The following is a 24,971-nucleotide window of genomic DNA, read 5'->3' as shown; positions in this document are numbered from 1 at the left end:
GAGTTTACCTTTGAAAGCCACCTTGAGCCAGATTTTATGGCTTCAAATAGTTCGGCATCGTGTCATCAATTTGCCGCGTCAGCTCGTCATGTGCTTGCGCCGGCAGCCCATAGAAGGACACCACATAGGACAGGGCATTGTAGAACGCTATAACACCCACTCCGAGCAACCTCTCAAGGTAGTCCAAGTCCACTTTCAGGACAGTTCCAACGTATTCGCCTCGGTCAACGTACTTACGCATCTGTCGGGCTTGGTACAGCGAAGGATGGGTTCCGCTCGACAAAAATGAGTAGATTCCTTCGGATTGCTTCTCGTTCACGCTGCCGTTGGCGTTCGCGTTGAGCAGGCCGAACATCCACGAAACGGCGCTCTCTGGCGACAGTAGAGTTTGACTGCCGATCGTCCTGTTACCGAGGTCCTGCGGCGTAGTCTCGGGGAACGCCGCGATTGCCCGCTCTCGAATTGCCTTCCAACGCTTTTGCGCATGCTGGTGAGGATCGTCCTGTTTGGAACCCATGCGACCTGCGGCCATCTTGGCGAATTCCGAGCTGACAAACTCCTCGAGATAGGCGCGGGCCAACATGTCGTCCGCCGTCCCCGAGCCGTCGCCAACTACCCACATCGCGTGAGCACAATACTCCAATACCGACCGTACGAGCGGCAGCGGCGAAAACATGACCTCACCACTGCGATAAAGAGCAGCCAGGCCACCTAGATGATTGGCAGCAACCTCCAGATAGCTCACAACGACTTCAGAGACAAGATCAAACCCTGCCAATATGTCGGCGCTGCTGGTTGCAGGGTCCTTGGCTGTAACATCAATCTTCGCGCGGGCTGCCGCCGAATTTTCTGCGGGTTGCCATGCAGATTCAGCTAGGGCAAGAAAGGCAGTCCGACCTGCGTCTGCGAGTCCAGCCAATTCGGCCAGGCGAGCATGGGGATCGTCTGAGGTAGCTTCCATGGATGCGACACTACGCGAGCGCACCATGTGCCCCAACTATTTCCTAAGCCTGCGCCGTTCGTGGGGGAGGGGCGCGCAGGAAGCTTTGCAGGGAGAAGACCTCGCGTGCCCGCATGCCCTATCGGTGCTAATTAGCGAATGAACCCCGGCGTATGATCTAGCCTTTTCCTCGGCCGACATTCGTCTGGAGCCGCCGCTTCCGCACAATGCGCCGATGCAGGATCGCGTGAATCTTACGAGAGCGGCGGAGACGCCGCTGACGTCGTCGGAGCCGTTGGTTCAAAACAAGAATCTTCACCTTGCTGCGAGCAATGATCACACTCGACTTGAGGAGGATAACCGAGCTGAAGAGAACCGCGGCTACCAAGTATTTCCGGCGGATGAAGTACTTCAATGAGTCGAGTACTGGCTCTCCAGTTTCGGGCTTCAAGAGGAGCTTCTGGAACTGCCATTGCCGGCGAAGAGTCATTCTCACCGGATAAATAAAGTCTCCAAGCCCTCGGGCCTCTGCATACGTCCGAACGGCAATTTCGCTCTCTCTCGCCTGGACACGCAGCTGGTATGAAAAATTGAAATCAGCACTCCGGAGCTTCTTGTGATGCCATTCCAACAGGTGGGTCCCAGTTGCCCTTAGCAGGTCGTTAAGGTCAGAGCTGCACGCTTGGCGAGACTCCAAGTTCTCGGATGCGGCCTTCCGCCTCAACATCACACCCACCGCCATCTCGTGCATCCACCAAGCGAGGTACCGCTGACGTCGAGGAAGGCTTAGTTCAATGATTTCCCGGCTGGTTAGCGCGTTGTAGCTGTAGTCCGGCGCGCTGGATAGCTCGCCGAAGTCGTCTACCCACTTCGAGAGTGCCCGAAACCAGTCTTCGATGACTTTTCGCCGACGCTCTCTCTGCGCGGCCGCGGCGTTGAGCCCGTAGCCCAGCCAGAAGACAGCAACTGATACACAGGCAGTTATGGCAACGGACAACAGACTCGGAGCTGACCCGGCAGCCTGTTCAGTAGATGGGATCAGAAGTTGCACTTGTAGATTCAAGCATGGGAATGACCGTCCGGTTCACCAGGTCATACTGAGAAACACGGCACACGCACCTTGGGCTGTAGCCGACCACGGCAAATCTGCACACCATTAACCCCAAGGGCGAGCGACCCGGGCCAGCCGGACTCAGTCCAAGCGAACGTTCGTGGCAAGCTGGAGTTCCCGCAGCTGCCTAGCGCCACCGGATGGGGCGTCGAGGAATGCATGAGGGGGGATCCGCGTGGATGCACACGGCAGGAGTTCGAAACAATTAGACCGACATCTCATGGCTAATAGCGACAGGGCTAGCAAAATTGCCGGTTCGAAATCGCCCTCAGAAGGGCTAATTGGCGGTGCACTCGTCGAGTTAGCTGTGCAGCCGGTCCCAACTAAACTTCCGGAGGCGCCGCATTCGTTGAAGTCCAACGCATCATCCTGCCGCTTATCCTTGCCTGAACATCTCTGCGTGCTGGCCCGTATGAATATCGGTGGGTCGCTGACATCTAACGAATACCCCGCCACCGAGAACTACGGGCCGGCCTGCGGACCAACTAGACCACCCTGAAACGATGTCTCCTCGTGCCTGCCGAACTGTGGCCTTTCGCCCTATACTGAAGCTGTTCTTGCATCGACTCGTTCGGTGCCTGTGGCGAAAGCTGCTTACCGGCAGGCACGTGAGAACGTGCTGGTTAGACCGAGGAACTAATCCTTTAGAACAGGCGGAGATATGGCCATATCGAAACCCAGTCTTCAGGAGCCAGAAGCCCGGCAGTAACGAATACCGCTCCAAGTCTGAGGCTGGATCGAACTAAACTGCCGGGCTTTTGAGTGCCCGGCCAGGACTAGTCGAAAATGAGCAACCCGTTTCTGTTGCTACTTATCCCAACCTCGTAGCGGCGCCCCAAGTCCTCCCAAGCCCGGGGACTACGGTAATGCTCTAAGCCTGAGGGGGTCGCTTCAACGGTTAAGTAAGGTGCCACTAATACGCCGTGGAGAACCGACGGAGCCACACCCCGACGCATCAGATCATTTACCGGCTCCATACGCAGAAGGCCGCAAACGGCAGCAATGAGAGTCTCCTCTGAATTCAAGGGTTCACGAAGCCCGCGCTGACGCATAAGGAGTTGCATGATGCCGTTCATCTGGCGCCGTATGAGCACGCGATCCAGACTTGGCTGTTTTGTCGAAAAGAGAATGCTGTCAACGCCGTGAGATTGAACGGGCGCACTATGCGCGGCAACGGACACCCGCAGGTTCAGTCCGTCCTCAGGTCTTAAAAGGGGATTTTCTGCGGTGCAGTTCTGAACCAGTCGCACTATCGTTGCGTGCCAGGCACTTAATCGTCCAACAGCATCGAGGGCATCAAGGAAGGCCTTGTCGGTTCGGCCTGATCTGATTCTCACTTCGAGCTCGGCTTTGGCCCCTTTCCCATGGATAGTCCGCCCTGTTAAGGCGTATGCCATCATCGCCCCCCACCCGTAAACGTCGGAGGCGGTTGAGGCTGCATCTCCGTGTGCGACTTCTGGTGGCATGTAGCTTACGGTGCCGAGCCCAAAGGTGTGCGTCGAGTACATCACTGACTCGCGGCTGATGCCGAGGTCAATTATCCGGGCCCCTGCAGCCGACATAATCGTGTTCGCGGGCTTGATATCCCGGTGGATCACACCGCGCTCGTGCATCTCTGATAGGGCGCTCGCCGTCTCAGACATGAGCTGACTGATTCGGGATGGGTCCGTTATTGGGCCGAGTTTTTGAACAGTCTGGCCGAGTGTCAGTCCGTCAATGTACTCCATGGCCAAGTAAGGGTCATGGGCCTCGAGGTCAAAATCATAAAGCGTGGGAGCAAACACGGCGTCTTGGAGTTTTTGAAGTAGCTCCACTTCCCTGATGAAGAGCCGCTTATGATTCGGATCCGGACTGTATCGGAGCATTTTGATGGCTACAGGTCGGTTGCCGGAGTCCGTGGCGTAGTAGACGTCTGCAAAGCCGCCATGGTCTAAACGCCGGAAACCGGAGTACCCGGCGGGCATTGCGGTCATCTCGGCACCGATGACCGGGGCTGCCTCAGAAGGCACCACTCCCGAGTATTGAGCCGTCAGCGGGATTTCGTTCGTCGAAGTCAGGTTCGGTAGGACAGCTAGGTTAGCTGTGAACGGGGTGTTGGTAGTGGCTCCACCAAGGTCTTGAGTGATTTCATTTTGAACGCCCTGCGACGTGAGATGGTCTCTCCTGGTTGCTCTACCGCTGGTGAAAACTCTCAGACCGCCGATTAACAGGGCCACAGCGATACATAGGAGGACCCAATACGGGGCTCCGGCAAGGAAGGACGGCGACGCGAGCCATTCAAAAACGTCAGGGCCTGTCCAATTCATTGCGCCCCACTCCTTGCTTGGCGTGCGTTCAATTGAATCTTCCCATGCGTTGCCCCCGATAGGACAAGCTTGAAATCGCCTTTTCAAAAGGAGCCCCAAACCGCTCCCGTATACTCCGAGTGAAACGGTTGCGGCCGGGATACGGGCCAAAAGAGGTCGGGGACGCGGATGAAAGAAATGTTGTTAGTCGTTGCAACTGCATTTCTGGTGGGCTGGGTAGTTCTGGAAAGGACTTCCAGAGTGGTCGGCAAGCCACGAGGGGAGCTCTTCCAGGATCTGTTTCGATCGGATCTGGATAGATTGCCTATAACTTCGGCTGCGGTGAATCGGAAATATACTGCGCTGATGAGGAGGTCTGGTGTTGTCGGACCTTCTGGACTGAAGCAGCCGCGAAAGCACATAGTCGTCCTGACGCCCAGCGAGGACTACGCCTTCATTAGGGCATTCGGGATCGTCGCATATGAGCGGCAGCTGCTGGACTACTTGCGAAGATATGCCGCTGAAGAAGGCTGGAGTCGTTCGGATGTCGCATCGGTACATTTCGCTCTTGATCGCAATCGAAAAAGACTAAGACCAAGCCTTGCCGTCGCTGGAGGCGACGAACAACGAACTTCAGTGCTTACTCCTCACCTGCCGGCGGAGCCTCGCGGAGCAGAGTTTCCGGAAGAAGCGACTTCCACTGCGACAGAGGCAGCCGGGCCGTTCCAGGCGGCCAGTTTAGAGTATGAAGGTGCTCTTACCCCTCTGCCGACCGATATTGGCGAAGTTACGGTCGGCAGAGGAGAAGAGAACTACGTGGTCATTAGCCACATGAACTTCTCAACGAAGCATCTCATTCTGTGGGCTCACGATGGTCAGTGGTTTGTAAAGACGGCGGACCCAGTCGGTAAGAATGCCACTTACCTGAATGGTCAGCGGCTGACTGGCCCGGCCCGACTGAACGATGGGGACGTTATTCTCGTTGGTGCAAGCACTCCCGTAACGTTTCGAAGTCAATCCTTCTAATACCGGCCACCGACAAAGTCCTGTCGACCGTCCAGGAAGTGGGCAGCCAGGGGGTCAAAGTGCGATCATTCCCAAGGCGCGGAGGACCAATCACAGCACGAGGGGCTCCAACGCTTAGAGTCTCAGCACCGCCTTCGCGCAATCGGAGCTACTCACCAATTCAGTAGAGTGTCAGCCTTGCAATGGGTGCATTGGCTCGTGCCTAGGCGGAGCTCGAGCAGAATCGACTGGTTGAACCACGACGGCGGCATGGGGCCATTGTCGTCGGAGCACCTCCGGCGCCGCACGGCATTACGGGCGCTGACGCCGCGATAGCAGCGGACGATGACGGTTTGCCCGCCCGCTGGTGTGAGTGACGACGGTGCCCCGAGGGTAAGGTCCAGAGGGTGCTACCGGCATTCCGACCACGGGATAAGTACTGTGTTTCTGTTGCAAGGAAACCGGTCACAGTGGCGTAGCTTTCTTCCATGAAGGTTTCTGCCATGGATGATTGCCAGCGCGGCTCGACCGCTACCTTCAAGGTCATCGAAGAAAAGAAGTACTGATGGAGTACCCCCACCGCCGCACTTGGAAAGCAGCCGCTAGAGCCAAGAAGGAGTCTAGGGAGCTCGGTGTGCTGCACGCCGTAGAGCCGGCATCACGCCGCATTGATGGGTCGCCCAGGGTGGGCGCAGACCAGGTTTACGTCGTCAGTTCGGGAAAGGTCTACCACCCAGCTTGGTGCAACTCGGTGGGTAACGTGTGGGATGAAAACCCTAAGCGACTGCTGGTAATCGAAGTCGGTGGGGTCGGCGCACGGAAAGCCTGCAAAGCCTGCGACGAGCCGCTGCAGGCCTGAGCTGCTTGGGAGCGCGGTCGGTCCCTGCCATGCAGGGCAGGGAAAACGACCGCGTAGCCCTTCAGGAAGTGCCGAACTAATGTGGAGCGCCCCCTGCATCACCAACGCCTTTGAATTGGTCTGGTTCTGTGATCAGTCGAGGTTCATGGCCCCTGAAGCTCTCCAATGAGTCTCGCTCTGTCCGGCAAATCATGTCGCCCTGGGCGTCGGGCCCGCCTAGCGATCTCTGCCGAAAACGCGCGCTATGGCATCGTTGACGCGCTGGGTCTCGGCGCCACTGGTCCGCATCTCATGGAGGCCGGAGGAAACGGGAAGCAAGTGGGCTTCGGGGGGCCTCCTCGCTCCCTGTCGATAGGCCTTTAGCTGTGTTAGTCGGGCCAGCTCTGGCTTCTCCCCGATGTACTTTCCTAGACCGGGCGGTGGAACTAGGGTGCCGGTGGCAGAGATACGCCACTCCGGCAGCGGGGCGGATGCAAAGTGGGTGGGGGTACGCATGTGTTGCTCGGCGGTGGGATGACGGTATCCGGTGGTGTAATTCGCAACGAGGATCCCCATCGACTCATGCTCAAGGTCGAGGACGACGCTCGTCAGCGGCAGGTCAAGGATCGGAACGGGAACGTCCGGGGACCACAGCCACACGTCTCGGATTCCGCCGCGCTCATACCCGCCGTGGCGACGGTCCCAGTCCCTCCACTCCATCGGCTTGCGCTGGACCTCGAACGCGAGCTGCTGGCCGCTGGCCAGAGTCGCCTTCACGTCGCTGCGCAGCCGGGCACCGGTCACCCAGAACTCTTCTTCGACGGACCCCGGGATGACGTGGTGCTGGTGCCTGGACCACTCCGTGATGATGTTCTTGCCGCGCATGTGTTCAGCAGTCTCCCCGTGCCTGCCTAGCCCGTCGGGCGCATCTCCCTGCCTGTGGCGGAAATGAAGGCGTCTCTTCTCGGAATCAACGAGTATGACCGGAACGTCCTGGCCGCCCTGCTTGCAGTCGATGCACACAATGTCCTTGGAGCCCTTGTACCCGTAGCGGTCGTAATACGAGCTGTTCCCGCGGCTCATCAACTCCGCAGCGACAACCTGCCCATCAGCATTGTTGTAGGCGACTAGTGGGTCCGAGGGCTCCCACTTGCGAGGACATAGAGAACGTACTTCGATCATGACGAGAGTATGAGCCCGGGGGCTGACAATAACTTCTGCTGTGCCGCCGCGGAATCCGGCCTACTAAGTCCGGACTGCTGCGGCGCCGGGAGCATGCCTCATATGTGAGGCTCCTGCATTTTCATCCGGAAGCGCCGATGGCGGTTCCACAATCGCCCAGCGTGTTCAGCGATCAACTGGCCCTCAAGCACCAATGCCTCAGCTCTGGTCGACACAGTTTGCCAGCGAACTTCTAGACGTGCGTGGTCGATAGCAGAGCGGGCAGCCACTGTTGCGCGCATCGGTCGACCTGCGATGGCCTCGTCCAAGCGTGCTTGAATCCATGCCGGGTCGGCCAGTGCTCGGTCCATCGCGTGCTCACCAAGACCGGATGTCGCTCCCCGCCCGCTCGCGTAAATGGACAGCCGACCACGGATCCCTGTGCCCTTGCGTTCCCCAGCCATCCCGATGTACACCGGACCGGGTTCCGGCTCGTCCGCCTTGCGGAACGTATAAACGCCCGGGAACAGCGGGGCGAGCGGCAGGGCTAGGTCGAACGGTACCCATTCAGACCAGACCCGATGCCCTCTGTCAGTCGCTGGCAGGTGGTAATTCACAATCTCGGAGGTGGGAGCAGAACAGGTGGTGTATTCCTTCGCATGACCGGTGGACCGACCATACTCGGCAGCCAGCTGTTCCACATACCAACCGGCAAGATACCACCGGCCGTTCTTCTTGTTCGGAACTTGGATGGCCCCTGGAGGTCTTTCTGCACGCAGCCGATTGCGTAGCTCGAGACCGGTGATGCCCAATGTATCGGCGGCTTCGTTTGCCGTGGTGCTGTAGTCGTCCATCGACTCTATATTTCCACCCGCCACCTAACCTCGTTGGTCTACAGCAGCACACGCCTAACAGGAACTGAGTGGTATTTGTAGTGACGACCACGTGTCTCGATTGTCAGGGAAAAAGAACGCGCCTGTCACGAGTCTGCTCCGCGGAAGGACCAAGGCGCGGCCAAGGCGTCCGCATGCCATACGGGCAAGGCAGCAATCCGGCCAGTGTGGGCATGGTAGATCCCACTGAGGCGGATTACTTACGGGGCTGAGAGGCGCGGGGGGATTCGGAGGATCGTTCGATTCGCCGTACACCGGCCTCGACTTTGCCAGCAGCGTAGAGAAGAGGGCTGTCGGCCAGCAGCGCTACCGCTTCACCCAAATCCATGCCCTGTATCAGCATTAGCTGGATGTTGGCGGTGACGTTATGAAGGGCAAGCTGCTCCGCTTGTTTTTGTCGCGCAAGAAACATCTCATCTGACTCTCCGGGGTCTCTTATTACGGCGTCGGAAAGCTCTTTTAGCCTTAAGGCAACAAACCTCGTAAGGTCTGCGATGTCCTCTAGCTGTTTTCGGGCTTGCTCCGGAGTGAGATCGGGAGTGTGGCCTTGGGCGGCCTCGACCCCTTTGGCGAGATCAATGGCCGTCGAAGGATCGACATCGGTGACACGTGCTTCTTTGGGAGTCGGGGCGGGATTCGACGCTGCGAGCTTCTTTTTCATTAGGTGGTCCCAGGCGATCTTCGCCTTTGTCTTCATCCAGGGAAGCGCCACATCTTCGAACCAGACCTTCATATAGGGCTTTGCCTCTTCAAACGCCTCTTTCACATACGGCTTCGCCGCGTCCAAAAACCAATAAAGCAGGTCCTCGAAGAATCCACTCCACTGTTTGGCGCGCAGATCGTCGTCCGGCGCGGACTCGGCATACGTGCGCGAACAGTCCGGTGTCTGAGGTTGTTCGTCGGGACTTATGGGATCCCAGTGAACACCTCTGCCTTGCGGTCCACCGTATGTCATGGTCCACCATTCGCCGGCGGCCTTTTCGACACGGAACTGTGTGGACGGTTTTCGAGATGCGTCCGCCATTCCTGTCCTTTCTTCCGAGGCCCAAGATGGCCCATTACGTGTCGCCCGTGCTCTGATCATAGTTTTGCCTACGAGAATTCACGGCAAATGGTGTCCCTACGGCACTGTCGAGAATCTTGTGCCGCGACTGGAGCCCGCAGGGGCAGTAGCCCCCGTAGCTACTTCGCCGACGTGCCTTGATCAGATGCGTAGCGAAGCCAGTCGTAGACCACGCAGAGTTTGCCGTATTGCGTTGTCCACCACGAATATTGGCGTTGTGCAATATTCGCAAGCAGGTATTCCTGCAACCCTGCCCAGTCAGCTGTGTAGCGGACGACCTCCCATGGGTTTTTGAAGATCCATTCGGTTCCCCTTTTCGAGACCAGCTCGTCCATAGTGAGAGTCTGGGGTTCCGACCGCGGGCGCAGCAGCCCGTTGACCCGGTCCACGCGCTTTTTGGCTTGGGACGGAACCTTTGCGGATGGACCAATCTCCCCTTCCGCTGTCAGCGCACCCATCTGGCGCAAATACTTGAAGCAGGGCACGTACCAGGCCAGCTGAAAATGAGGTAGGGCGTTAGCAACGACCTGCTCAGGCGCCAAGCCTCGATCTGGGGCTTCAAGGACGTCGTCCATGATGTCGTGACGAGTGAGGCCGATGATTCCCTTTACGGTCATCTTCGCTCCGACACCGAACACGACATCAAAGTTCTCGGTGTTTTCATCATCCTCAATGTCGGATACGCGTACCAGGCGTCCATGAGGATCGTTGCTCTTGACCAATTCGTAGACCTGGGATTTCAGGTGGCGCAGCACGCGGGCGGGCATGGCTCGTTCGCGTTGACCCAGCACTGTGAAGAGTTCCACGAAGTCGGGGACAACGATTTCTACGGCTTGAATGCTTACGCCGTTAGCCAGGACGGACCTTGTCCGCACCTCCGGTGAGGCGGTGGGTTGCCAGTCTACGAATATTAAGCGGTCGCGCAGCTTATCTACGTTCTTGCCTCTCATGGCTGTTACGAGAGACTCTAGGATTTCCTGAATATTGAGGTCACTCATGCTGTAGCCGAGAAAGATGACCGGGTGTTCGACGAAGACGGTCATTAGTTTTGCCGCCAGGTAGGCGTTACGGGCTCGGAAGTCTTCATAGTCTTCTGCGGTGAGAACAAGTGATCCGGGGTCTGTCGATGAGCCGTGAATCATGTAGATCTCGGCGATTCCCTGAGTGTCAGAAAACAGGAGCTCGTCCTGGCCGACAAACGCGGTATAGCTCTCGTAAGCCTTTGTCAGGAGAGGATCGTAGTTTGTGGTGATGACTCCGTCGGCGTCTAGGGCCTTGAGAAGATCGAACTCAGCCACGTGGTCCGGCGGGATGGGAGTATTGGCAACCTTGCTATCAACCAGATTGGCAACTTCGATCTTCAGCGCAGATGATGGGTCTGTCACCTGGTCCTGCCATTTGGCTCTGGATGCCTCGAAGTCCGGGGACTTCCACCACACCGGGTAGAAAGCATCCGCAATCAAGCTGGCGGTTTTTGGAAGGTCACTACCGGCGAGACCTTTGTAGTATGCATACGGATTAGACGTCAGGTCCGCGAAATACCGAAGGAGCCCCTCCCAGTCTGGGATGCCCGCATAACGGCGGGAGAGTCCGGAACCCACGAAGAGGTACGGGCCGGCCAGACCCTTTAGATGGGGGCCGAGGTAATCTGCTACTACTCCCAAGGTTTAGCCTTCTTTCTGGTCCTGACATGCATTTTCCCCGGCCATTGATGCAAAACCCCCGAGGCGCGCAGCTTGGTTGTCGCTACCCACTAAGGTCGAAGTTACCACCGGCGGTCAGCATTTCCGGTTGCACGCGGGGAGGTTACCTGCAGCAGAGGGAAGCCTCTAATTCGAGTGCTCGTGAGCCGATCCTCTTGCTGGCCCAAGCCCCGACAAGCGGTGGACAAACGCCGTCAGCTACTTCTGGAATCGTATTCTTGCAGCCCTGAACGATGGGAGGCTGTCCTGCTTCTAAGAAGGCGGTTTGACATTTAGTAGCGTTTGGGGCCCTTCACTGGGCATTTCGCGAGCAAGTCTTACGGAACTCAGGTAGCCCGGGTCACGCACAGCCTCTAAAGAGCGTTAGATGCGGTCGGGGTGGGGACTCGGGGCGTCTCGCAACCAGAACAGCGATAGGTGTGAATGGTCGCAGTTCGTTTCAGTTGATTTGGGCCCCTAATGACTCCATGAAGCAGCCAGCCTCGGGGCTTGAGATCTGGCCGTCGCTAGTCGCAGAAGTCTGTGTCGAACCAGAGCTACGGGCAGGCGCGTGACGAACTGCAAGATCAGTTAGGGATCGGTGCGGCGCGCCGCGGCCGTTGATATTCCTGAACGTCAGCCGGGCTGTGTAGGTTCAGGTATGGGCTTGTCTCGGGCCATCCCTTCCGGGGAACTGATGACAGCGGATGACAATTGATTCACCCAGCTAGGAATATGCAGTTATGGCGACGAACGAGAACAAGGCATGAAGCCCGAGAAGGTCAATCCACGGGAGGTCTTTTATCAGCCCTCGAGAATGGTGGTGCCCCTTTTCCAGCGCCCTTACGTGTGGTCCAAGGAGCGGCAATGGGAGCCACTGTGGGAGGACATAGCTCGGCTCGCTGATGTGCTGGCCACGAAGAACCCGGCCGCCACGCATTTCCTCGGCGCTTTCGTCGTGCAGCAGCTGCCTTCCACGCTCGGTTCCATGCCGGAGTGGAGCGTCATCGATGGTCAGCAGCGACTCACGACGCTTCAGATCCTCCTCGACGCCCTTCACTCGCAGCTTGACGCCCGCGGTCTGTCGATGCTCGCGGCGCAGGTCGAGCCGCTTATCGTTAATCCGGCTGCCTTTCTCAAGAAGCAGGATGACCGTTTCAAGGTCTGGCCGACGAATCTAGACCGGGTAGGGTTCAAGTCGGTCATGAGCGCCTCGGCTCCGGTTGACTATTCTAGCGTCGTGCCATCGCGGCTCGCTGAAGCGCATCAGTACTTTAGCTATTCCATCGGCCTGTGGCTCGACAAAGCGGACGAGCTCGAGATTAGTGCGAAGCTTCTCGTTGATGCCGTGTCCGGTCAGCTCGAGATCGTGAGCATCCGCCTCGACGCGACAGAGGATGCCCAGGCGATCTTTGAGACGCTGAATGCACGGGGCGAGCCACTGAGCGCTGCGGACCTAATCAAGAACTTTATTTTCCAGAATCATGCTGGCACCGAAGCGGAAGTCGAAGTCGCCTACCTCAGTAATTGGGCTGAACTCGAGACTCCGTGGTGGGTCACGCCGGTCACGGCCGGACGCGTCTCGCACCCGCGCGCGTCCTGGTTCCTCTGGCACTGGCTGCGCGCCCGACTGCTCGATGACTTCCCGATTCGAGAGCTATTTACTCAATTCAAGAGTTACGTGAATGACAAGCGGCCCGATCTGTCTAACTTGCTACCGGAGATCAAGACGGCGGCGGACAGATATCGGTTCGTGATCGAGGGAGCGCATGCGGTAAACGGTCCGTTGACGAGGGCGCAATGGTTCAGTTACCGCGTCGGCACTCTCGATTCTGAGGTCGTTCGACCGCTGCTGATCTGGCTAGATGAGGAGCCGCAGCAGGATGTTCCGGAAATAGATAAGACCGAGATCCTCAAGTACCTCGAAAGCTGGTTTGTCCGCCGCGCGATCGTGAAAGCCCCTTCGCAGGGCACGAACCGATTCATGGTCGACCTCATCGTTCACCTCAGCAAGCAGCCGCACGATCGTCTAGCCATTGAAGTCCGGTCCTACCTCGCTTCGAACAAGACGCCCGTCGGCTACTGGCCGGATGACGCAGAGGTCATCTCGGCGCTGAAGGGCGCGCCGGCATACAACAAGTATCTTCGGGCTCGACTCCGAATGATCCTTGAAGCGCTCGAAGATTACCGCCGTGGTTACCCTGATTGGAATGCCCTTGGTATGGGGCCGATCGCGCGTGGGGTTGGTACGGTCGAGCACTTCCTGCCTCGGAAGTGGCGGGCAAACTGGCCGGCTGTCTGGTCGCCCGAGGAAGCCGAGATGAAGGCGGCGTCACGTGACCGTGCTCTCCATGAAATCGGCAATCTCACCTTGGTGACCCAGAAACTGAATTCGAAGGTATCAAACGGGTCGTGGGCGACGAAGGTAGAGCACTTTAAGCACATTAACGACGTTCTCCTCACGAACGATGTCATTCAGTCCGTCCCAACCGACTGGGACGAAACGGCGATTGCAGCACGTACGTCGACGCTCGCGGCATCGGTCCTAGAGGTTTGGCCTGCCCCAGCAGGACATATTGGACTCGCAACGCATCCGGCGCAGCCTGAAGCTTTGGGGGAAGTCGATCTGGCTCTGCTTGTCTCGGAGGGGCTCATCCAACCGGGAACCGTTCTCGTCGCTCGTCCCGCTGTCCTAAACGGTGCGACCGCCGCGGTTGGGCTCGACGGGCGCGTGTTCGTCGGCGATGTCGGTTATGACACGCCGTCCGCGGCGGGGGTGGCTGCTAACTCAACCGGCCTGTATCGGGGCGGGATCAATGGTTGGCGATTCTGGAAGATCCAAGGGTCTGGGAAGTCGCTCTGGGAAGTTCGCAACGAATACCGCGCCAGCCTTGGCGAAGATGACCAAGGAGACGAGGTCGGCGTGGATGCCCAAGTCTCAGAGCAGATCGAGGCCGAACTGGTCGCCGCGGAGGGCGCAGACGAAGTTGACGACGAATAGGTCAGCAGGCTTCTGGCTCTTCCCAAGCACTTCGGACGCGCTGGGCTGAATTTTGCCAAGCCTCAGACGCATAGCTGTTCCGTTTATCGATCACTAGCTGGCGCCGGTATTGCCGACTTCATGGCCTCGGTTTGCGGGTGGAATAGCCTGAATCCCATGGTCATTCAGCGGTGCCGTCCTGATCTCGGATGTCCGCAGGGACGTCGTTATCGCTGCCGGCAAGCATGCGTAGATTTTCCGAATCGACGCCTTTCCAGTCATTTAGCACCAATGGCGGGGAAGTGACGTAAAAGTTCGGCGATATAGGGCTTAAAGCCGCCATTTATCGCCGAGCGTCGCAGATGGGGAGTTCCCCGATCTGGCTGTTCCATTTCCAAGGAAATGTGACACCCTGTATATCGATCTGTATACGTTGTGGCGGGCGCTGTCTCTCATCCCAGTTATCGTCATGACATGTACAACACCACAGGGCTGTTCAGTAAAGACGTCAAAGACCCGAAAACCTCTATCGGTCAATACCTCCGCGCCAACTTTCCCAATGCGAAGCCGCTTCAGGCTGAATATAAAGCGCTTGCGGGCGACCTCGTCATCGACTCGTTAGGGGCGAACGCCGGAAACGTGGGAACTGCTGTCGATCTGATCGTGCGTCTACTCCTTGAGCCTGACGAGACCCCGGAGTCAGCGCTCATACTCTTTCCCTTTAACGCGACCTACCACGAAATTGTCAAGGAACTAGCGGGCCTCGTTGGTCGGTCGGGTGACAGTGAGCTAGCCGCTCGCGCGGCCTGGGCTCTAGCTCTCTGCGTGAGCGCATACCGGGCGGGTGCTGCCTGGGCTCCTCTCGTACCCGATCTGGTGCACAGCAATGACTTCACCGTGGACAAGATGCTTGAGCAAGCGAATGATGCCGCTGTCGCTGAGCTAGTTGCGTTGAAGGAACTCGCCGAAGTACGCCTCATTCCGAAGCTCGCAGGTCCACTGAGCCTAGGTCCCACCTTCGATCTCTCGACGCTCGGCGCCACCCAACGCATTGCCGCGGAAGCTGACCTCATCGCAAATGGATTGCTAGTTGATATCAAGACCACACTTGCTCCCAGGAACAAGGAGGGACTCCGCCCAGACGTGCTGAAAGCCGATCATGTATATCAGCTTCTTGGCTATGCGCTGCTGGATTACTCAAACCAATACAACATTGACCGGTTGGGCATCTTCTCGGCTCGCTACGGTACGTTGACCGAGTGGCCTCTCGAGCGAGTCACGTCGCTCATGTCTAATAGGAAGTTCGATTTCCCTGCGGCGCGCCAGGAAATCTGGGACATAATGCAGCAGGACACCGCCTAACTCGCTGCAATTTCTTAGGTACTGCGCCCCGTAGCCATGCCATGCAAGACGGTACTGCCGCCAGATCTGTTTGAGTTAGTGCCATCGGGGAGGGCGTCCCAGTTCCAACGAAGTGGGATGCTGCGGCGCTGCCTCGTATGCCGGAAAGGCATGCCCAACCGGACCCTGACGCCTTTCTTATGGCCTAACAACGTCTTAGCCCGCTGCAGACGGTCATGTTCTTGTCCAGAATCCTCTGAGGAAGCCGCTACAGTGAGACTGCAAGGGACAGACTGAGATAAAGGGGGCGGAATGACTTCGCCTGACTGGTGGGCGCCACACTGGAGCCAAGACAGCACCCAGGATCCCGACGCTGGCTGGAACCCGCCGTCAGATCCGATACTCGTTGGTAATGCTCCTTGCGAGACCCGTGCCGATACAGCGCCCGTCACCGAGGACGCCAGCCTCGCACCCCTGAAAGCGCAGCTTGCCCAGGTTCGCTCACGCGAGCGGGTGCGGGACCTGGCAGAGGTATTTACGCATCAACGCGAAGTCGACGCAATGCTGGACCAGCTGCCAGACGCTTTCATTGCCCTTGACGTGAAGTTCCTGGAACCAGCTTGCGGATCGGGCAACTTCCTCACAGAGGTCCTCAGACGCAAGCTTCGGCTAGTCGCCAAAAATGACTGCGTATCGCAGGAGCAATACGAGCATCGACTGTTGCGAGCGATCGCTTCGATCTACGGCGTTGACATCTCTGCTGAGAACATTTCGGAAGCCCTTGGGCGAATGGCCAACGTACTACTTGAGCATTATCAGTTCGATGCAAACACCACACAGCCCACGACTGGCTTCTTGCACGCATCTGCGCTCATCCTCGGGGACAACATTGTCGTCGGGGACACCCTCAACGCGCCGGAGCAGGTCCAGCTCTGTGACTGGCAGCCACGGCCCGGGGGCTGCTTTGTTCGCGTGTGGAGTAATGCTCTGGTCCCTCCGAATGAGCGGGACCTATTTTGGGCGGAGCGCATCCAGGACAGCGAACCCGTTCACTATGCCGCGTTGGTGCACGAGAAGACAGCACTGGAGTCAGCTCAATCATGGGCACTGGCGTTGCGATGACCACGGACATGACCAGCAAAGTCGTCCGGACAAGACCGAACATGCCTGACATCCTCGACGTGATCGCAGCCCTGTCGTCAGATTCCGTCCCCACACCCCCGGTGCTGGCCCGAGCATTGCTGGACGTTCTTCCCACCGAGGTGTGGTCCAATCCCGACTATAGGTGGCTGGACCCGGCGACAAAATCTGGTTCGATCCTGCGGGAAGTCGCACGACGACTCATGCAGGGGCTCGCCGAGTGGGAAACGGACCCGGCAAAACGCGCGGAACACATCCTTACGAAGATGCTCTACGGCTGCGCCGTATCCCTGGTACACGGGGAAATGACACGGCGTTCGGTGTACATATCCCGAGATGCCACCAGCCCACTATCGATCGCGTCCTTCGATACCCCGGATGGGAACCTGCCCTTCGTATGGGCAGAGCATGACTATCCTCTGAATCGTCAGGGACGCCCGGCCGGCCCGTGTCGAATCTGCGCCGCCCCGGTGGAGCTGGAGCGCGGCGCGACCAGAGAGAACTACGCACACGCATTCATTCACGGGGCATACCCAACAGAGGAGACGAAAGACATGCAGTTCGATGTGATCGTTGGGAACCCCCCGTACCAGTTGGAGACGCAGGGATTTGGGTCTACTGCTTCCACGATCTATCACCATTTCGTCGAGCGCGCGATCGCGATGGAGCCGAAGTACGTGGCTATGATCACCCCATCGCGCTGGTTCACTGGGGGCAAAGGCCTCGGGGAGTTCCGGACCCGCATGATCGCTGACCGTCGACTGCGAGCCATCGTCGACAATCCGAAGCTCTTTGACTGCTTTCCAGGCGTGGAAATTAAGGGTGGCGTGAGCTACTTCCTGTGGGACCGAGACCACGACGGGGACTGCGAGTTCTCTACGCGGATCGACGGAACGATCATCTCGAGCATGAAGCGGGACTTGCGCATGGGCCACGGCGTACTCATTCGGGACAACAAGGCAATGAGTATCGTCGAGAAGGTCAGCTCCAAATCCATGAAGAGCGCCGAAGAGTTGTGCACTGTCACCAAGCCGTTCGGCCTCACTATGCGCTCCAACTATCCAGGCAGCGTACCCGAGCCGTTCGACGGTGCGATCCCGCTTATCTACGCAAGCCACGTCGGGTACAGCCGAACCGACCAGATCCAGCGCAACCACCAATGGATCAACACGTGGAAAGTGCTGCTTCCCAGGGCTGGGGACGGACATGGCCGCGAGGTATCGTACGTACTGGGCGAACCCATCGCGCTCGCACCTGGATCGGCATGCACGCAGACGTATTTCATCGCCGGTATGTTCGGCACACGCGAGGAAACCGAGAACTACGCTCACTACCTGACGACAAAATTCGTTCGCTTCCTCGTTCTGCAGCGTAAGACCACCCAGGACGTCACTCCAGACCGGTTCCGCTTTGTGCCCCTGCTGGACATGAAGCGTCGGTGGACGGATGCCGACCTTTACCAGCACTTCGGTATTAGCGAGGATGAAGCCGTGTACATTGAGTCGACAATCCACCCGCGCGAACCCATTCTGTCGCTCGATTCGCCCACCCCAGCCTCCCACTTGCCCGGCGGCATCAAGTACCGGCCCCCGGGCGTCCGCAACGAGACGGAGGCACCAGACGTTGATGACAGCGATCAGGACGATGAGTGAAGGCCAATAAGGTTCCAGGCCGGATCTACGTCTACAGCGCCCCGGGCTATGATACGGACTGGACCCGCACGGTCGGATCCGTCACTGTAAACGGGCGTGGACGATTCAAGGTCGGCTACACCGGGCGACCCGACTCACGAGTGCGCATCAAGGAGCAGACCGGAACCGTCTATCCCGACGGGGACGGCATAGTAATCCATCTCGACGAACCAGCGGTTCGTCGAGATGGAACCCCATTCGATGATCATGCGATCCACAAGGTCCTTGACACGGCCGGCGTTCAGCGGGACAGCGAAGTAGTCCAGGCAACCCTTGCCGAGGTACGCGCAGCGATTACCGCCGTCCGCGCCGGCACCACCTACGACCCAGCACGCACCGATGATTTCCCGATACGCCCCGAGCAGGCTGCTGCCATCGAGCAGACAGCGGCGTACTTCACAGAACACACCAACGACTCACATCCTCCCCGGTTCCTGTGGAATGCGAAAATGCGCTTCGGCAAGACATTTACCACATACCAACTCGCCCGGCGCATGGGCTGGAAGCGTGTCCTCGTCCTCACGTACAAGCCCGCTGTGCGCAACTCCTGGCGTGATGATCTCAGCGGACACGTCGACTTCGCCAACTGGGTGTATGCCGACCGTAACAACCCCTGTGACCCGGACACACCTGATCCCATCGTGTGGTTTGTATCCTTCCAAGACCTGCTGGGAACGACCACAGGCGGCGATGTCAAGGCCCATAACGTCGACCTTCACTTGATCGACTGGGACTGTGTAGTCCTGGACGAATACCACTTCGGTGCGTGGCAGGGCGCCGCTAAGGAAGTGACCAGCCCCGCTCCGCCGGTCGCCGATGCGGGCAAGTCCGATCTGAGGGCCGCGGAGGCGGAGGCTGAGCACGCGGATGAGATCATCGATCTCGCGGTCGCAGGCACACCACGCCTGTACTCCGCCACCCCGGACGCCGGGATCGCATCCGACCTCGATGCTGGGCAACTTCACCTATCCAGTCGGCACTACCTATACCTCTCGGGCACACCGTTCCGGGCATTGACCGAAGGCGAGTTCAATGAGGATGCGATCTATAACTGGTCGTACCCCGACGAGCAAAACGCGAAGCAGCAGTGGGCGATTGACCCGGCCCGAGACCCGAATCGCAACCCGTACCGCGAATTGCCGCAGATGCAGATGTTCACCTACAGACTGTCCGAGATGGCATCAACTGCCATCGAGCAGGGGGCTGACGGACTGTTCGATCTGTCCGGCTATTTTGAGGCAAAGAAGATCGGCTCGGAGTACCACTTCACGGACCCCGCCCGCGTGGATGAGTTCCTCAATATGCTACGGGGCCGGCTCACCCAGTCGGCCACTGAGAAACTGCTCAACAATTTCAAGCCGCCGTTCCCTTACAGCGACGTTAGGTTCTCCGGTGCCGTTGACCACACCATTTGGTTCTTGCCGACCGTCGCTTCCGCAAATGCAATGAGAGCTGCCCTTGGGGCTCATCCTTATTTCCGCGATTTCCTTGTCCACGTTGCTGCAGGAAACGGCGCGAGGATGGGAGCGGCAGCTAAGGAGCCCGTCGACGCAATGCTGGTACAGGCTGCCAAGCTCGGGAAACAGACCATCACGCTGTCCGTCGGGAAGCTCATGACGGGTGTCACCGTCCCCCAATGGGGCGCCATCCTCATCCTGCGGTCTCTTAAGTCACCGGAGTCGTACTTTCAGGCCGCCTTTAGAGTGCAGTCGCCCTGGGTGATCCGCGAGGACGATGGGACGCGTACTGTCAACAAAGACACGTGCTTCGTGTTTGACTTCGACCCCAACCGTGCACTCACCCTCATTTACCAGTACGGAACAAAGCTTGCTGGAGGAGCGACAAAGACAGCGCCGTCCGACGTAATCGGCGAGCTGATCGAGTTCCTGCCAATCTTCGCGTTCGACGGCGGCCGTATGGATCCGGTTGATGTCAACGGCGTCATGGACTGGGGAACGGCCGGTGCCGGTGCCGCCATGCTGGCTAAACGCTGGGGCAGCCCGCGGCTGATCGACCTGTCTGAAGACGTCCTTGCCAAGCTTCTGTCCGACAACGAACTGGTCCATCGCCTTGAGCAGATGGAAGACTTCCGTAGCCTGCGCCAGGACGCGACCAAGATCATCGCTCAATCCCAAAAGCTGCGCGAGGGCAAGAAGCCGAGGGGCGCTGGTTCTGACGAGACAGAAGACCCCGAGCTTAGGGCAGCCCGCAAAGCCAAACGCGAGCAGGTCAACACACTGCGCTCTAAATTGCTTAAGTTCGCCCAGGCGGTGCCGGTGTTCATGTATCTCACCGATCACAGAGAAGAAGCCCTTATCGACGTCATCGAGTCTTTGGACACGCAGCTGTTCGAGCGCGTCACAGGCCTGACGCTGGCTGACTTCCACAAGCTTTCTGAGGTCGGTGTTTTCCATCCAGCACACATGAACGAGGCCATCTGGCAGTTCCGCCTGTTTGAGCGCTCCAGCCTCGACTACTTGGGCGCTGCAGCACAGGACCTCTCGAAAGTCCGGATGGGGTTGTGGGATTCAGCTGTCGAACTGCCTCCATACTCAAACTGAGGGGTTCAACTGCTCGTCTCCACGACGGAAGTCGGAAGGCATCCCGGCGCCCCTACTCCTGAGCCCACGCACTCGCAGCTCGAGCCTTGGCATGCTTGCCCGTTGTGGCGTTGCCGAAAAGGGCGTCCCATGAGGAGGCCGGCGCTGGTGTATGGTTCTGGAATCTGCCGGACTCAAGGACATGCGGGTGTGTTTTCGGACTGCCCCTTAGGCGTTCGTCTCGCGATTGCACAAGCGTTGTTGGTGGGTTGTCGTGTGTTCTTTCCAACTGGCGTTCGGGACCTGCTGCGCGCCTGATCGTGAGGAACCGCGGCGCCGCCCCGGCGTTCACCTGGCCGGCGTCCACCAACGCCGTGAACGGGCCGCCTGATCTTGCTGGCGTCACTCTGACCTTTTGGGTCGTGACTTTGGCTCTGGCGGAGGAGAAGAGTATTGGCTGCCGGTTCCCAACGGACGCTTTGGTACCTCGGCTATGTCTTTCCAGGCTAAGGCGGGAAGTAGTTCGTTGCGAAGTCGGGAAATGAAGTAAGTCCGCTGCGCGGGTTCAATGAATGCAGACAGTTCGCTGATTTCGCCGTTTACTTCGCTGTAAAGCCTGTGGATCCAGCGACCTTTGTCGTGAGGAACTGGCACCAGGGCGGTACCTGTCAAAGTGATTGTGTGGCTCTCGTGCGCGCCTGAGTCCGCGTCGGTCAGCGATCTAATATTCAGCTGCGGGTAGTTTGCGAGTTCACCGCCGCCAGCCACTCTGGCCTGGTGGGTATCCATCCAGAAGCCAGCCGGCCGACTCAGTGTGAACTCGCCTGCCAAAGTTTCACCTACCCCTACTGGGATGTCCTTGTTGATCCCCGCGAGTTGATTTATGCCCTCGACTCGAGCGGCGTCAACTACGTGGTACTTTATCGGGCGGTTGAAAAGAAGCTTGGCGCTCTTTGGGCCGTCGTTCTTGATGCGGATCCTAATCGAATGTTCGACTTCCAGGTTGCGATCGTGGGGATCCACGATCGCCTCGGGTAAGGCGGCTCCTCCAGACACCTTTACATCCTTGAGGATCGTGGCTTCTTCAATAACAAGCCGAGGCATCTCTGCATCGATGCGCGTCCTGACAGTCTCGGCAGTCACATAGAGTGACTGGAGATGCTGCTGATGCGCGTAGTCAAGCTGGGTTTGCGCGTAGTCGAGTGCGCGGTTAGCAGCATCGGCACTCCGTTTCGCCTCGTTTGCCGCTTTTCGCGTAGCGCGAGTCTGGAATGCCACGAACACGACAGTAACAGCCGTCACAACTGCAGCAGATCCAGTCGCAATAGTCCCCCACGCGGTCCAGTCCCAGTCTCCTGGTTCCACGCGAGCCAAAGGGAAGCGAGACAAGATATCAGCCATCATGTGTTGATTCTGTCAAAGATTTCGCCCTGCACGTTCCACGTACCTGTGTTCGAGGAGTCCGAAACAGGGGGCACACATGGTGGCTGGCGACGTAAATTGCAAACGGCGCGGCTTATGAGCGAGTCATAGCTGCTCAGGAAGGATTAGCTAACCCCTCCATTGCCGTTGTGAAGCCAGCCCAGACTTTTCGCTGGTAAAGGTCAGGATGTGGGTATTCACGGAAATTTTGCTCCATGAAAGATTCAAGGAAATCCGCGCAGCTGGCGAACTCCTCGGCAACAGCTTCGGCTTCTCCAGGGGTCCACACAGCTACCTGATGGGTTCCCATCCCCGATGCCTTCTCGGAAACCCTTCGGCTAAGGACGGCGACATGTTCGCCTGGTTTAGTTCCGCGCTGCCAGACGGCGTGAACTAGCAGGTTCCGGGAGATGCGCAGCTTTGCCAGCCTCTTTGTGATCATAATTATTTCTTCAATGTGATCATCGCTCAGGCTGTTGTTGTAGCGCATTACCTTGAGGCAGGTTCGCCCAAGGGCGGCTGAGTCCTCGCCGGCCGTAATGACTCGACCGAAGGGTGACCCGATGAGGCAGCAATACAGCTCGCGGAGGAGGTCATCAACAATCGCGCTTTCGCCTGCCACTCGACCAATAGCCGCGAGCATGCTCTTTGTAGGGGAATTGGTCGTCACCACATGGCCATGCTAACGGGCCGAAGGCTCAAAAGTAACGCACACTCTCGCTCTCTACTTGAAATCAACATAAGTAGGGGCCAGTGTTGCTCGCTTACGGTCCAGCCGGCTCAGGTCTGACACCGCAGCAGATGTGTAGACGGTCGATGCCGGGCATGCGTACGTTGTCAGAAACTTGCCAGGGATGAGGTGCCGGTGAGTGATGACGAGAGCTGCCTAGATGGAAGTCCGCTGAATTTCAGGCGGGGAAGCCGCGCCAAGTAATTCTGTCTGTCGCCCATGGGTATGACCGCCAATTGCCCGACTGCTGAAATGTCAGGGGCATCCTCGTGCACTGGAAATATGTCACCATCAAGGCCGAGCGCTTAGGGTGGCTGTTTGCTGTTCAACTATCGCCCTCACGACAGCGGAGACTCACCGCACGTCTTGCGATGGCGTTGTCAGGCAATAGGCTTCAGAGCCTGTTCCGACCCGTTCTCGGGGGGATGGTTGACGAGAACTTGGCATCCCGCCGCGGACTACTGCTCCGCCACCCGTTCGGCTTCTTTGCCGGAAATGTGGCGACAATTGGCTTACAAGCCTCGCATGGCAGTTCGTGGTCAGAAAAGCCCAACTGATGACCCCACGCTGCTTGGGCAGCGCAGCGGGAACAGAGTCCCAGTCTGATGTAGTGGCGTTTGATGGTGTCGAACGTCCTGGCCTGCCGAAGACTTTCGGGGTGGGACCCGGACTTGCGCGGTTTCTGGACCACGGTTGGCCTTTCAGGAGTTGGAGGATGTCTCAGACCGCGAGGCCTTGGTAATTCCCAGGACTAGGTGAGTTGCGCGGAGCTTGCTCCGCCGTCCGGGCTGCGCGGGGCTCCGCTTTTGCCTTCACCAGCCACAAGCTGCAGGACGGTTTGTCGCTAGACGCAGGCCTGTTGCCTGCCCCCTTGCCAGCTTTCCGGTTGATGATCAAGCCTCTGCGCCGGAAGGGGCGCGATTTCGGGAACAACCCCGTTGCCCAGCCCAGGCACGACCGCAAGCAGTGATGGCGGGGCAACGGTGGGGGCCTCCTGAAAGAGGCCCGCAAGTGAAACCTTCTTGGAGGGAATGACGCTGTCGGTAGTTGATAGAGGTAGTTCGAATTCAGGTAGTCCTCCCTTGAGGTCGTTCTACCTGAGGTAGTGGAACGGTGAGGTAGTTAGGGGGCGCTATTCCCGCGGTAGCCCTGTATTGAAAAGTTGCTGTAGGTCTGCCGCGATAAATTCGTTCCACCTACCGACTAATTTGTAGGCGGGCTGAGTGGTCTCTTCCGGGGTAGCACCGGTGCTAAACGACCCTTGATAGCTCGGGGAGAGGAACTTTTCCTTTGGAAAGCCCCTCGCCCCTCGCTCGGCTATGTCGTTGGATGATCCGGCGGGGCCTCCGAGCAAGGCTCAGTGATGGTGTAGATAATCGAATTGTTCTTACGAACAGTCTTGAGGAGATAGCCGGCCGCTTCAGCGCGAACCGTATGCCTTGAAATCACCGGCTTCGAAAGACCGGTGGCCTTAGCAAGCGTCGCCAGTGAGGGCCATGCGGTGCCGTCGGTATTGTCTGCGAAACTGGCCAGAGCCCAGCAGACCGCCCGGGCTCCCGTGGGAAGGCGGGAGTTTGCTACCGCCTTCAGGTACTGCAAAGGACGCGACTGCCTGCGCGGAATCGGTTCAGTCACAGTGCTTCCTCCTCCGGGAGTTGAATCCGCCACCCCCGAGACGAGTGGTACATGTTGCCCTGGTGGCGCCCCAAGTAGCCTGCGGTCTGAAGCTCACGAAGGTTGGAGTGCACGCGGGGGTCACGCGACTCCCGACCCAGATAGCGGTTCAAACGCTGCCAATCGGTGAGTGCAACGCGCCCGATTCCGACGGACCGCGAAAGAGCATTGGCGACAAGCAAGGCTTCGGCACTGATGGCGGTGTCACCTGTGACCGCAGCGATCCAGCAGTCCAGGTATGGGTTCAAACCTTGTGCCGGCAATTCAGTGACGCTGCGCTGAGGGACCGGCTGGGGCTGGGAGTGTGCGGCGTTGAGGCGGCGAGCGAGCCGAATGGATGCTTCCCACGCTTCATCGCTCACGCGAGGGCGATAGGTCTTGCGACGCGGAACGGACATGCTGATCGGGCGCCGATTCGGTGAGTGGGACATATTTACCTCCAGTTGTTGAAGTTGCTTGGGCGATAGATGACTCG

General features: G+C 58.4%; 17 protein-coding genes. 6 read left to right on the top strand and 11 right to left on the bottom strand.

What is annotated here, in order from left to right; all coding sequences use genetic code 11:
- Nucleotides 1-34: 34 nt before the first annotated feature.
- The 3 genes from M1D51_RS19620 to M1D51_RS19610 all read right to left on the bottom strand — a co-directional run bounded on the left by M1D51_RS19620 (nucleotide 35) and on the right by M1D51_RS19610 (nucleotide 4,357).
- Entirely contained in the window at nucleotides 35-961 is a 927-nt protein-coding gene (locus M1D51_RS19620) for a hypothetical protein (protein ID WP_458107699.1), read from the bottom strand.
- Between the two features lie 157 nt (nucleotides 962-1,118).
- A complete protein-coding gene (locus tag M1D51_RS19615) occupies nucleotides 1,119-1,991 on the bottom strand; it encodes a hypothetical protein (protein WP_458107698.1) in 873 nt (290 codons plus the stop codon).
- Between the two features lie 836 nt (nucleotides 1,992-2,827).
- Nucleotides 2,828-4,357 carry a serine/threonine-protein kinase gene (locus M1D51_RS19610; protein WP_458107697.1) on the bottom strand — a complete coding sequence of 510 codons (1,530 nt, stop codon included), beginning with the start codon at nucleotides 4,355-4,357 and terminating at the stop codon, nucleotides 2,828-2,830.
- A 168-nt stretch (nucleotides 4,358-4,525) separates the two neighbouring features.
- Between M1D51_RS19610 and M1D51_RS19605 the strand changes: the two genes are divergently transcribed.
- Complete coding sequence (locus M1D51_RS19605) at nucleotides 4,526-5,362, top strand: FHA domain-containing protein (protein ID WP_458107696.1); 837 nt, start codon at nucleotides 4,526-4,528, stop codon at nucleotides 5,360-5,362.
- Nucleotides 5,363-6,416: 1,054 nt separating this feature from the next.
- Here M1D51_RS19605 and M1D51_RS19600 read toward each other — a convergent pair.
- The 4 genes from M1D51_RS19600 to M1D51_RS19585 form a co-directional block, all read right to left on the bottom strand.
- Nucleotides 6,417-7,361: a competence protein CoiA family protein gene (locus tag M1D51_RS19600; RefSeq protein ID WP_458107695.1), complete on the bottom strand. Its 945-nt coding sequence runs from the start codon at nucleotides 7,359-7,361 to the stop codon at nucleotides 6,417-6,419.
- Between the two features lie 98 nt (nucleotides 7,362-7,459).
- Nucleotides 7,460-8,194 carry a hypothetical protein gene (locus tag M1D51_RS19595; RefSeq protein WP_458107694.1) on the bottom strand — a complete coding sequence of 245 codons (735 nt, stop codon included), beginning with the start codon at nucleotides 8,192-8,194 and terminating at the stop codon, nucleotides 7,460-7,462.
- Between the two features lie 235 nt (nucleotides 8,195-8,429).
- Nucleotides 8,430-9,257 carry a hypothetical protein gene (locus M1D51_RS19590; RefSeq protein WP_458107693.1) on the bottom strand — a complete coding sequence of 276 codons (828 nt, stop codon included), beginning with the start codon at nucleotides 9,255-9,257 and terminating at the stop codon, nucleotides 8,430-8,432.
- A gap of 158 nt (nucleotides 9,258-9,415) precedes the next feature.
- Nucleotides 9,416-10,960: an SIR2 family protein gene (locus M1D51_RS19585; protein ID WP_458107692.1), complete on the bottom strand. Its 1,545-nt coding sequence runs from the start codon at nucleotides 10,958-10,960 to the stop codon at nucleotides 9,416-9,418.
- A 784-nt stretch (nucleotides 10,961-11,744) separates the two neighbouring features.
- Here M1D51_RS19585 and M1D51_RS19580 point away from each other — a divergent pair.
- The 5 genes from M1D51_RS19580 (at nucleotide 11,745) to M1D51_RS19560 (ending at nucleotide 20,691) form a co-directional block, all read left to right on the top strand.
- Entirely contained in the window at nucleotides 11,745-13,979 is a 2,235-nt protein-coding gene (locus tag M1D51_RS19580) for a GmrSD restriction endonuclease domain-containing protein (RefSeq protein WP_458107691.1), read from the top strand.
- A 453-nt stretch (nucleotides 13,980-14,432) separates the two neighbouring features.
- The gene (locus M1D51_RS19575) at nucleotides 14,433-15,320 is read left to right on the top strand and encodes a hypothetical protein (protein WP_458107690.1); all 888 of its coding nucleotides are present in this window, start codon (nucleotides 14,433-14,435) and stop codon (nucleotides 15,318-15,320) included.
- 291 nt (nucleotides 15,321-15,611) lie between these two features.
- The gene (locus M1D51_RS19570; protein ID WP_458107689.1) at nucleotides 15,612-16,421 is read left to right on the top strand and encodes a hypothetical protein; all 810 of its coding nucleotides are present in this window, start codon (nucleotides 15,612-15,614) and stop codon (nucleotides 16,419-16,421) included.
- 8 nt (nucleotides 16,422-16,429) lie between these two features.
- Nucleotides 16,430-18,091 carry an Eco57I restriction-modification methylase domain-containing protein gene (locus M1D51_RS19565; protein WP_458107688.1) on the top strand — a complete coding sequence of 554 codons (1,662 nt, stop codon included), beginning with the start codon at nucleotides 16,430-16,432 and terminating at the stop codon, nucleotides 18,089-18,091.
- Nucleotides 18,088-20,691: a DEAD/DEAH box helicase gene (locus M1D51_RS19560; protein WP_458107687.1), complete on the top strand. Its 2,604-nt coding sequence runs from the start codon at nucleotides 18,088-18,090 to the stop codon at nucleotides 20,689-20,691. The genes M1D51_RS19565 and M1D51_RS19560 overlap by 4 nt, the downstream gene beginning before the upstream one ends.
- A gap of 381 nt (nucleotides 20,692-21,072) precedes the next feature.
- Here the strand turns inward: M1D51_RS19560 and M1D51_RS19555 are convergent, their stop codons facing one another.
- The 4 genes from M1D51_RS19555 to M1D51_RS19540 form a co-directional block, all read right to left on the bottom strand.
- Nucleotides 21,073-22,074 (bottom strand): hypothetical protein, encoded by a 1,002-nt coding sequence (locus tag M1D51_RS19555; protein WP_458107686.1) that lies wholly within the window; start codon nucleotides 22,072-22,074, stop codon nucleotides 21,073-21,075.
- Nucleotides 22,075-22,207: 133 nt separating this feature from the next.
- Nucleotides 22,208-22,765 (bottom strand): hypothetical protein, encoded by a 558-nt coding sequence (locus tag M1D51_RS19550; RefSeq protein WP_458107685.1) that lies wholly within the window; start codon nucleotides 22,763-22,765, stop codon nucleotides 22,208-22,210.
- Nucleotides 22,766-24,139: 1,374 nt separating this feature from the next.
- Nucleotides 24,140-24,457: a helix-turn-helix domain-containing protein gene (locus M1D51_RS19545; RefSeq protein WP_458107684.1), complete on the bottom strand. Its 318-nt coding sequence runs from the start codon at nucleotides 24,455-24,457 to the stop codon at nucleotides 24,140-24,142.
- Complete coding sequence (locus M1D51_RS19540) at nucleotides 24,454-24,858, bottom strand: hypothetical protein (RefSeq protein WP_458107683.1); 405 nt, start codon at nucleotides 24,856-24,858, stop codon at nucleotides 24,454-24,456. Before M1D51_RS19540 ends, M1D51_RS19545 begins: the two co-directional genes overlap by 4 nt.
- Nucleotides 24,859-24,971 lie beyond the last annotated feature (113 nt).

This window comes from Arthrobacter sp. R3-55, assembly GCF_054161505.1.
The sequence above is the reverse complement of the archived record's forward strand: the minus strand, read 5'-3'. Positions and strand labels throughout refer to the sequence as shown.

Bases quoted from the DNA above. Each gene is read 5' to 3' on its own strand.
- M1D51_RS19620 (WP_458107699.1), bottom strand. From the start codon at position 961: ATGGAAGCTACCTCAGACGATCCCCATGCTCGCCTGGCCGAATTGGCT.
- M1D51_RS19610 (WP_458107697.1), bottom strand. From the start codon at position 4,357: ATGAATTGGACAGGCCCTGACGTTTTTGAATGGCTCGCGTCGCCGTCC.
- M1D51_RS19605 (WP_458107696.1), top strand. From the start codon at position 4,526: ATGAAAGAAATGTTGTTAGTCGTTGCAACTGCATTTCTGGTGGGCTGG.
- M1D51_RS19600 (WP_458107695.1), bottom strand. From the start codon at position 7,361: ATGATCGAAGTACGTTCTCTATGTCCTCGCAAGTGGGAGCCCTCGGAC.
- M1D51_RS19595 (WP_458107694.1), bottom strand. From the start codon at position 8,194: ATGGACGACTACAGCACCACGGCAAACGAAGCCGCCGATACATTGGGC.
- M1D51_RS19590 (WP_458107693.1), bottom strand. From the start codon at position 9,257: ATGGCGGACGCATCTCGAAAACCGTCCACACAGTTCCGTGTCGAAAAG.
- M1D51_RS19580 (WP_458107691.1), top strand. From the start codon at position 11,745: ATGAAGCCCGAGAAGGTCAATCCACGGGAGGTCTTTTATCAGCCCTCG.
- M1D51_RS19575 (WP_458107690.1), top strand. From the start codon at position 14,433: ATGTACAACACCACAGGGCTGTTCAGTAAAGACGTCAAAGACCCGAAA.
- M1D51_RS19570 (WP_458107689.1), top strand. From the start codon at position 15,612: ATGACTTCGCCTGACTGGTGGGCGCCACACTGGAGCCAAGACAGCACC.
- M1D51_RS19565 (WP_458107688.1), top strand. From the start codon at position 16,430: ATGACCAGCAAAGTCGTCCGGACAAGACCGAACATGCCTGACATCCTC.
- M1D51_RS19555 (WP_458107686.1), bottom strand. From the start codon at position 22,074: ATGATGGCTGATATCTTGTCTCGCTTCCCTTTGGCTCGCGTGGAACCA.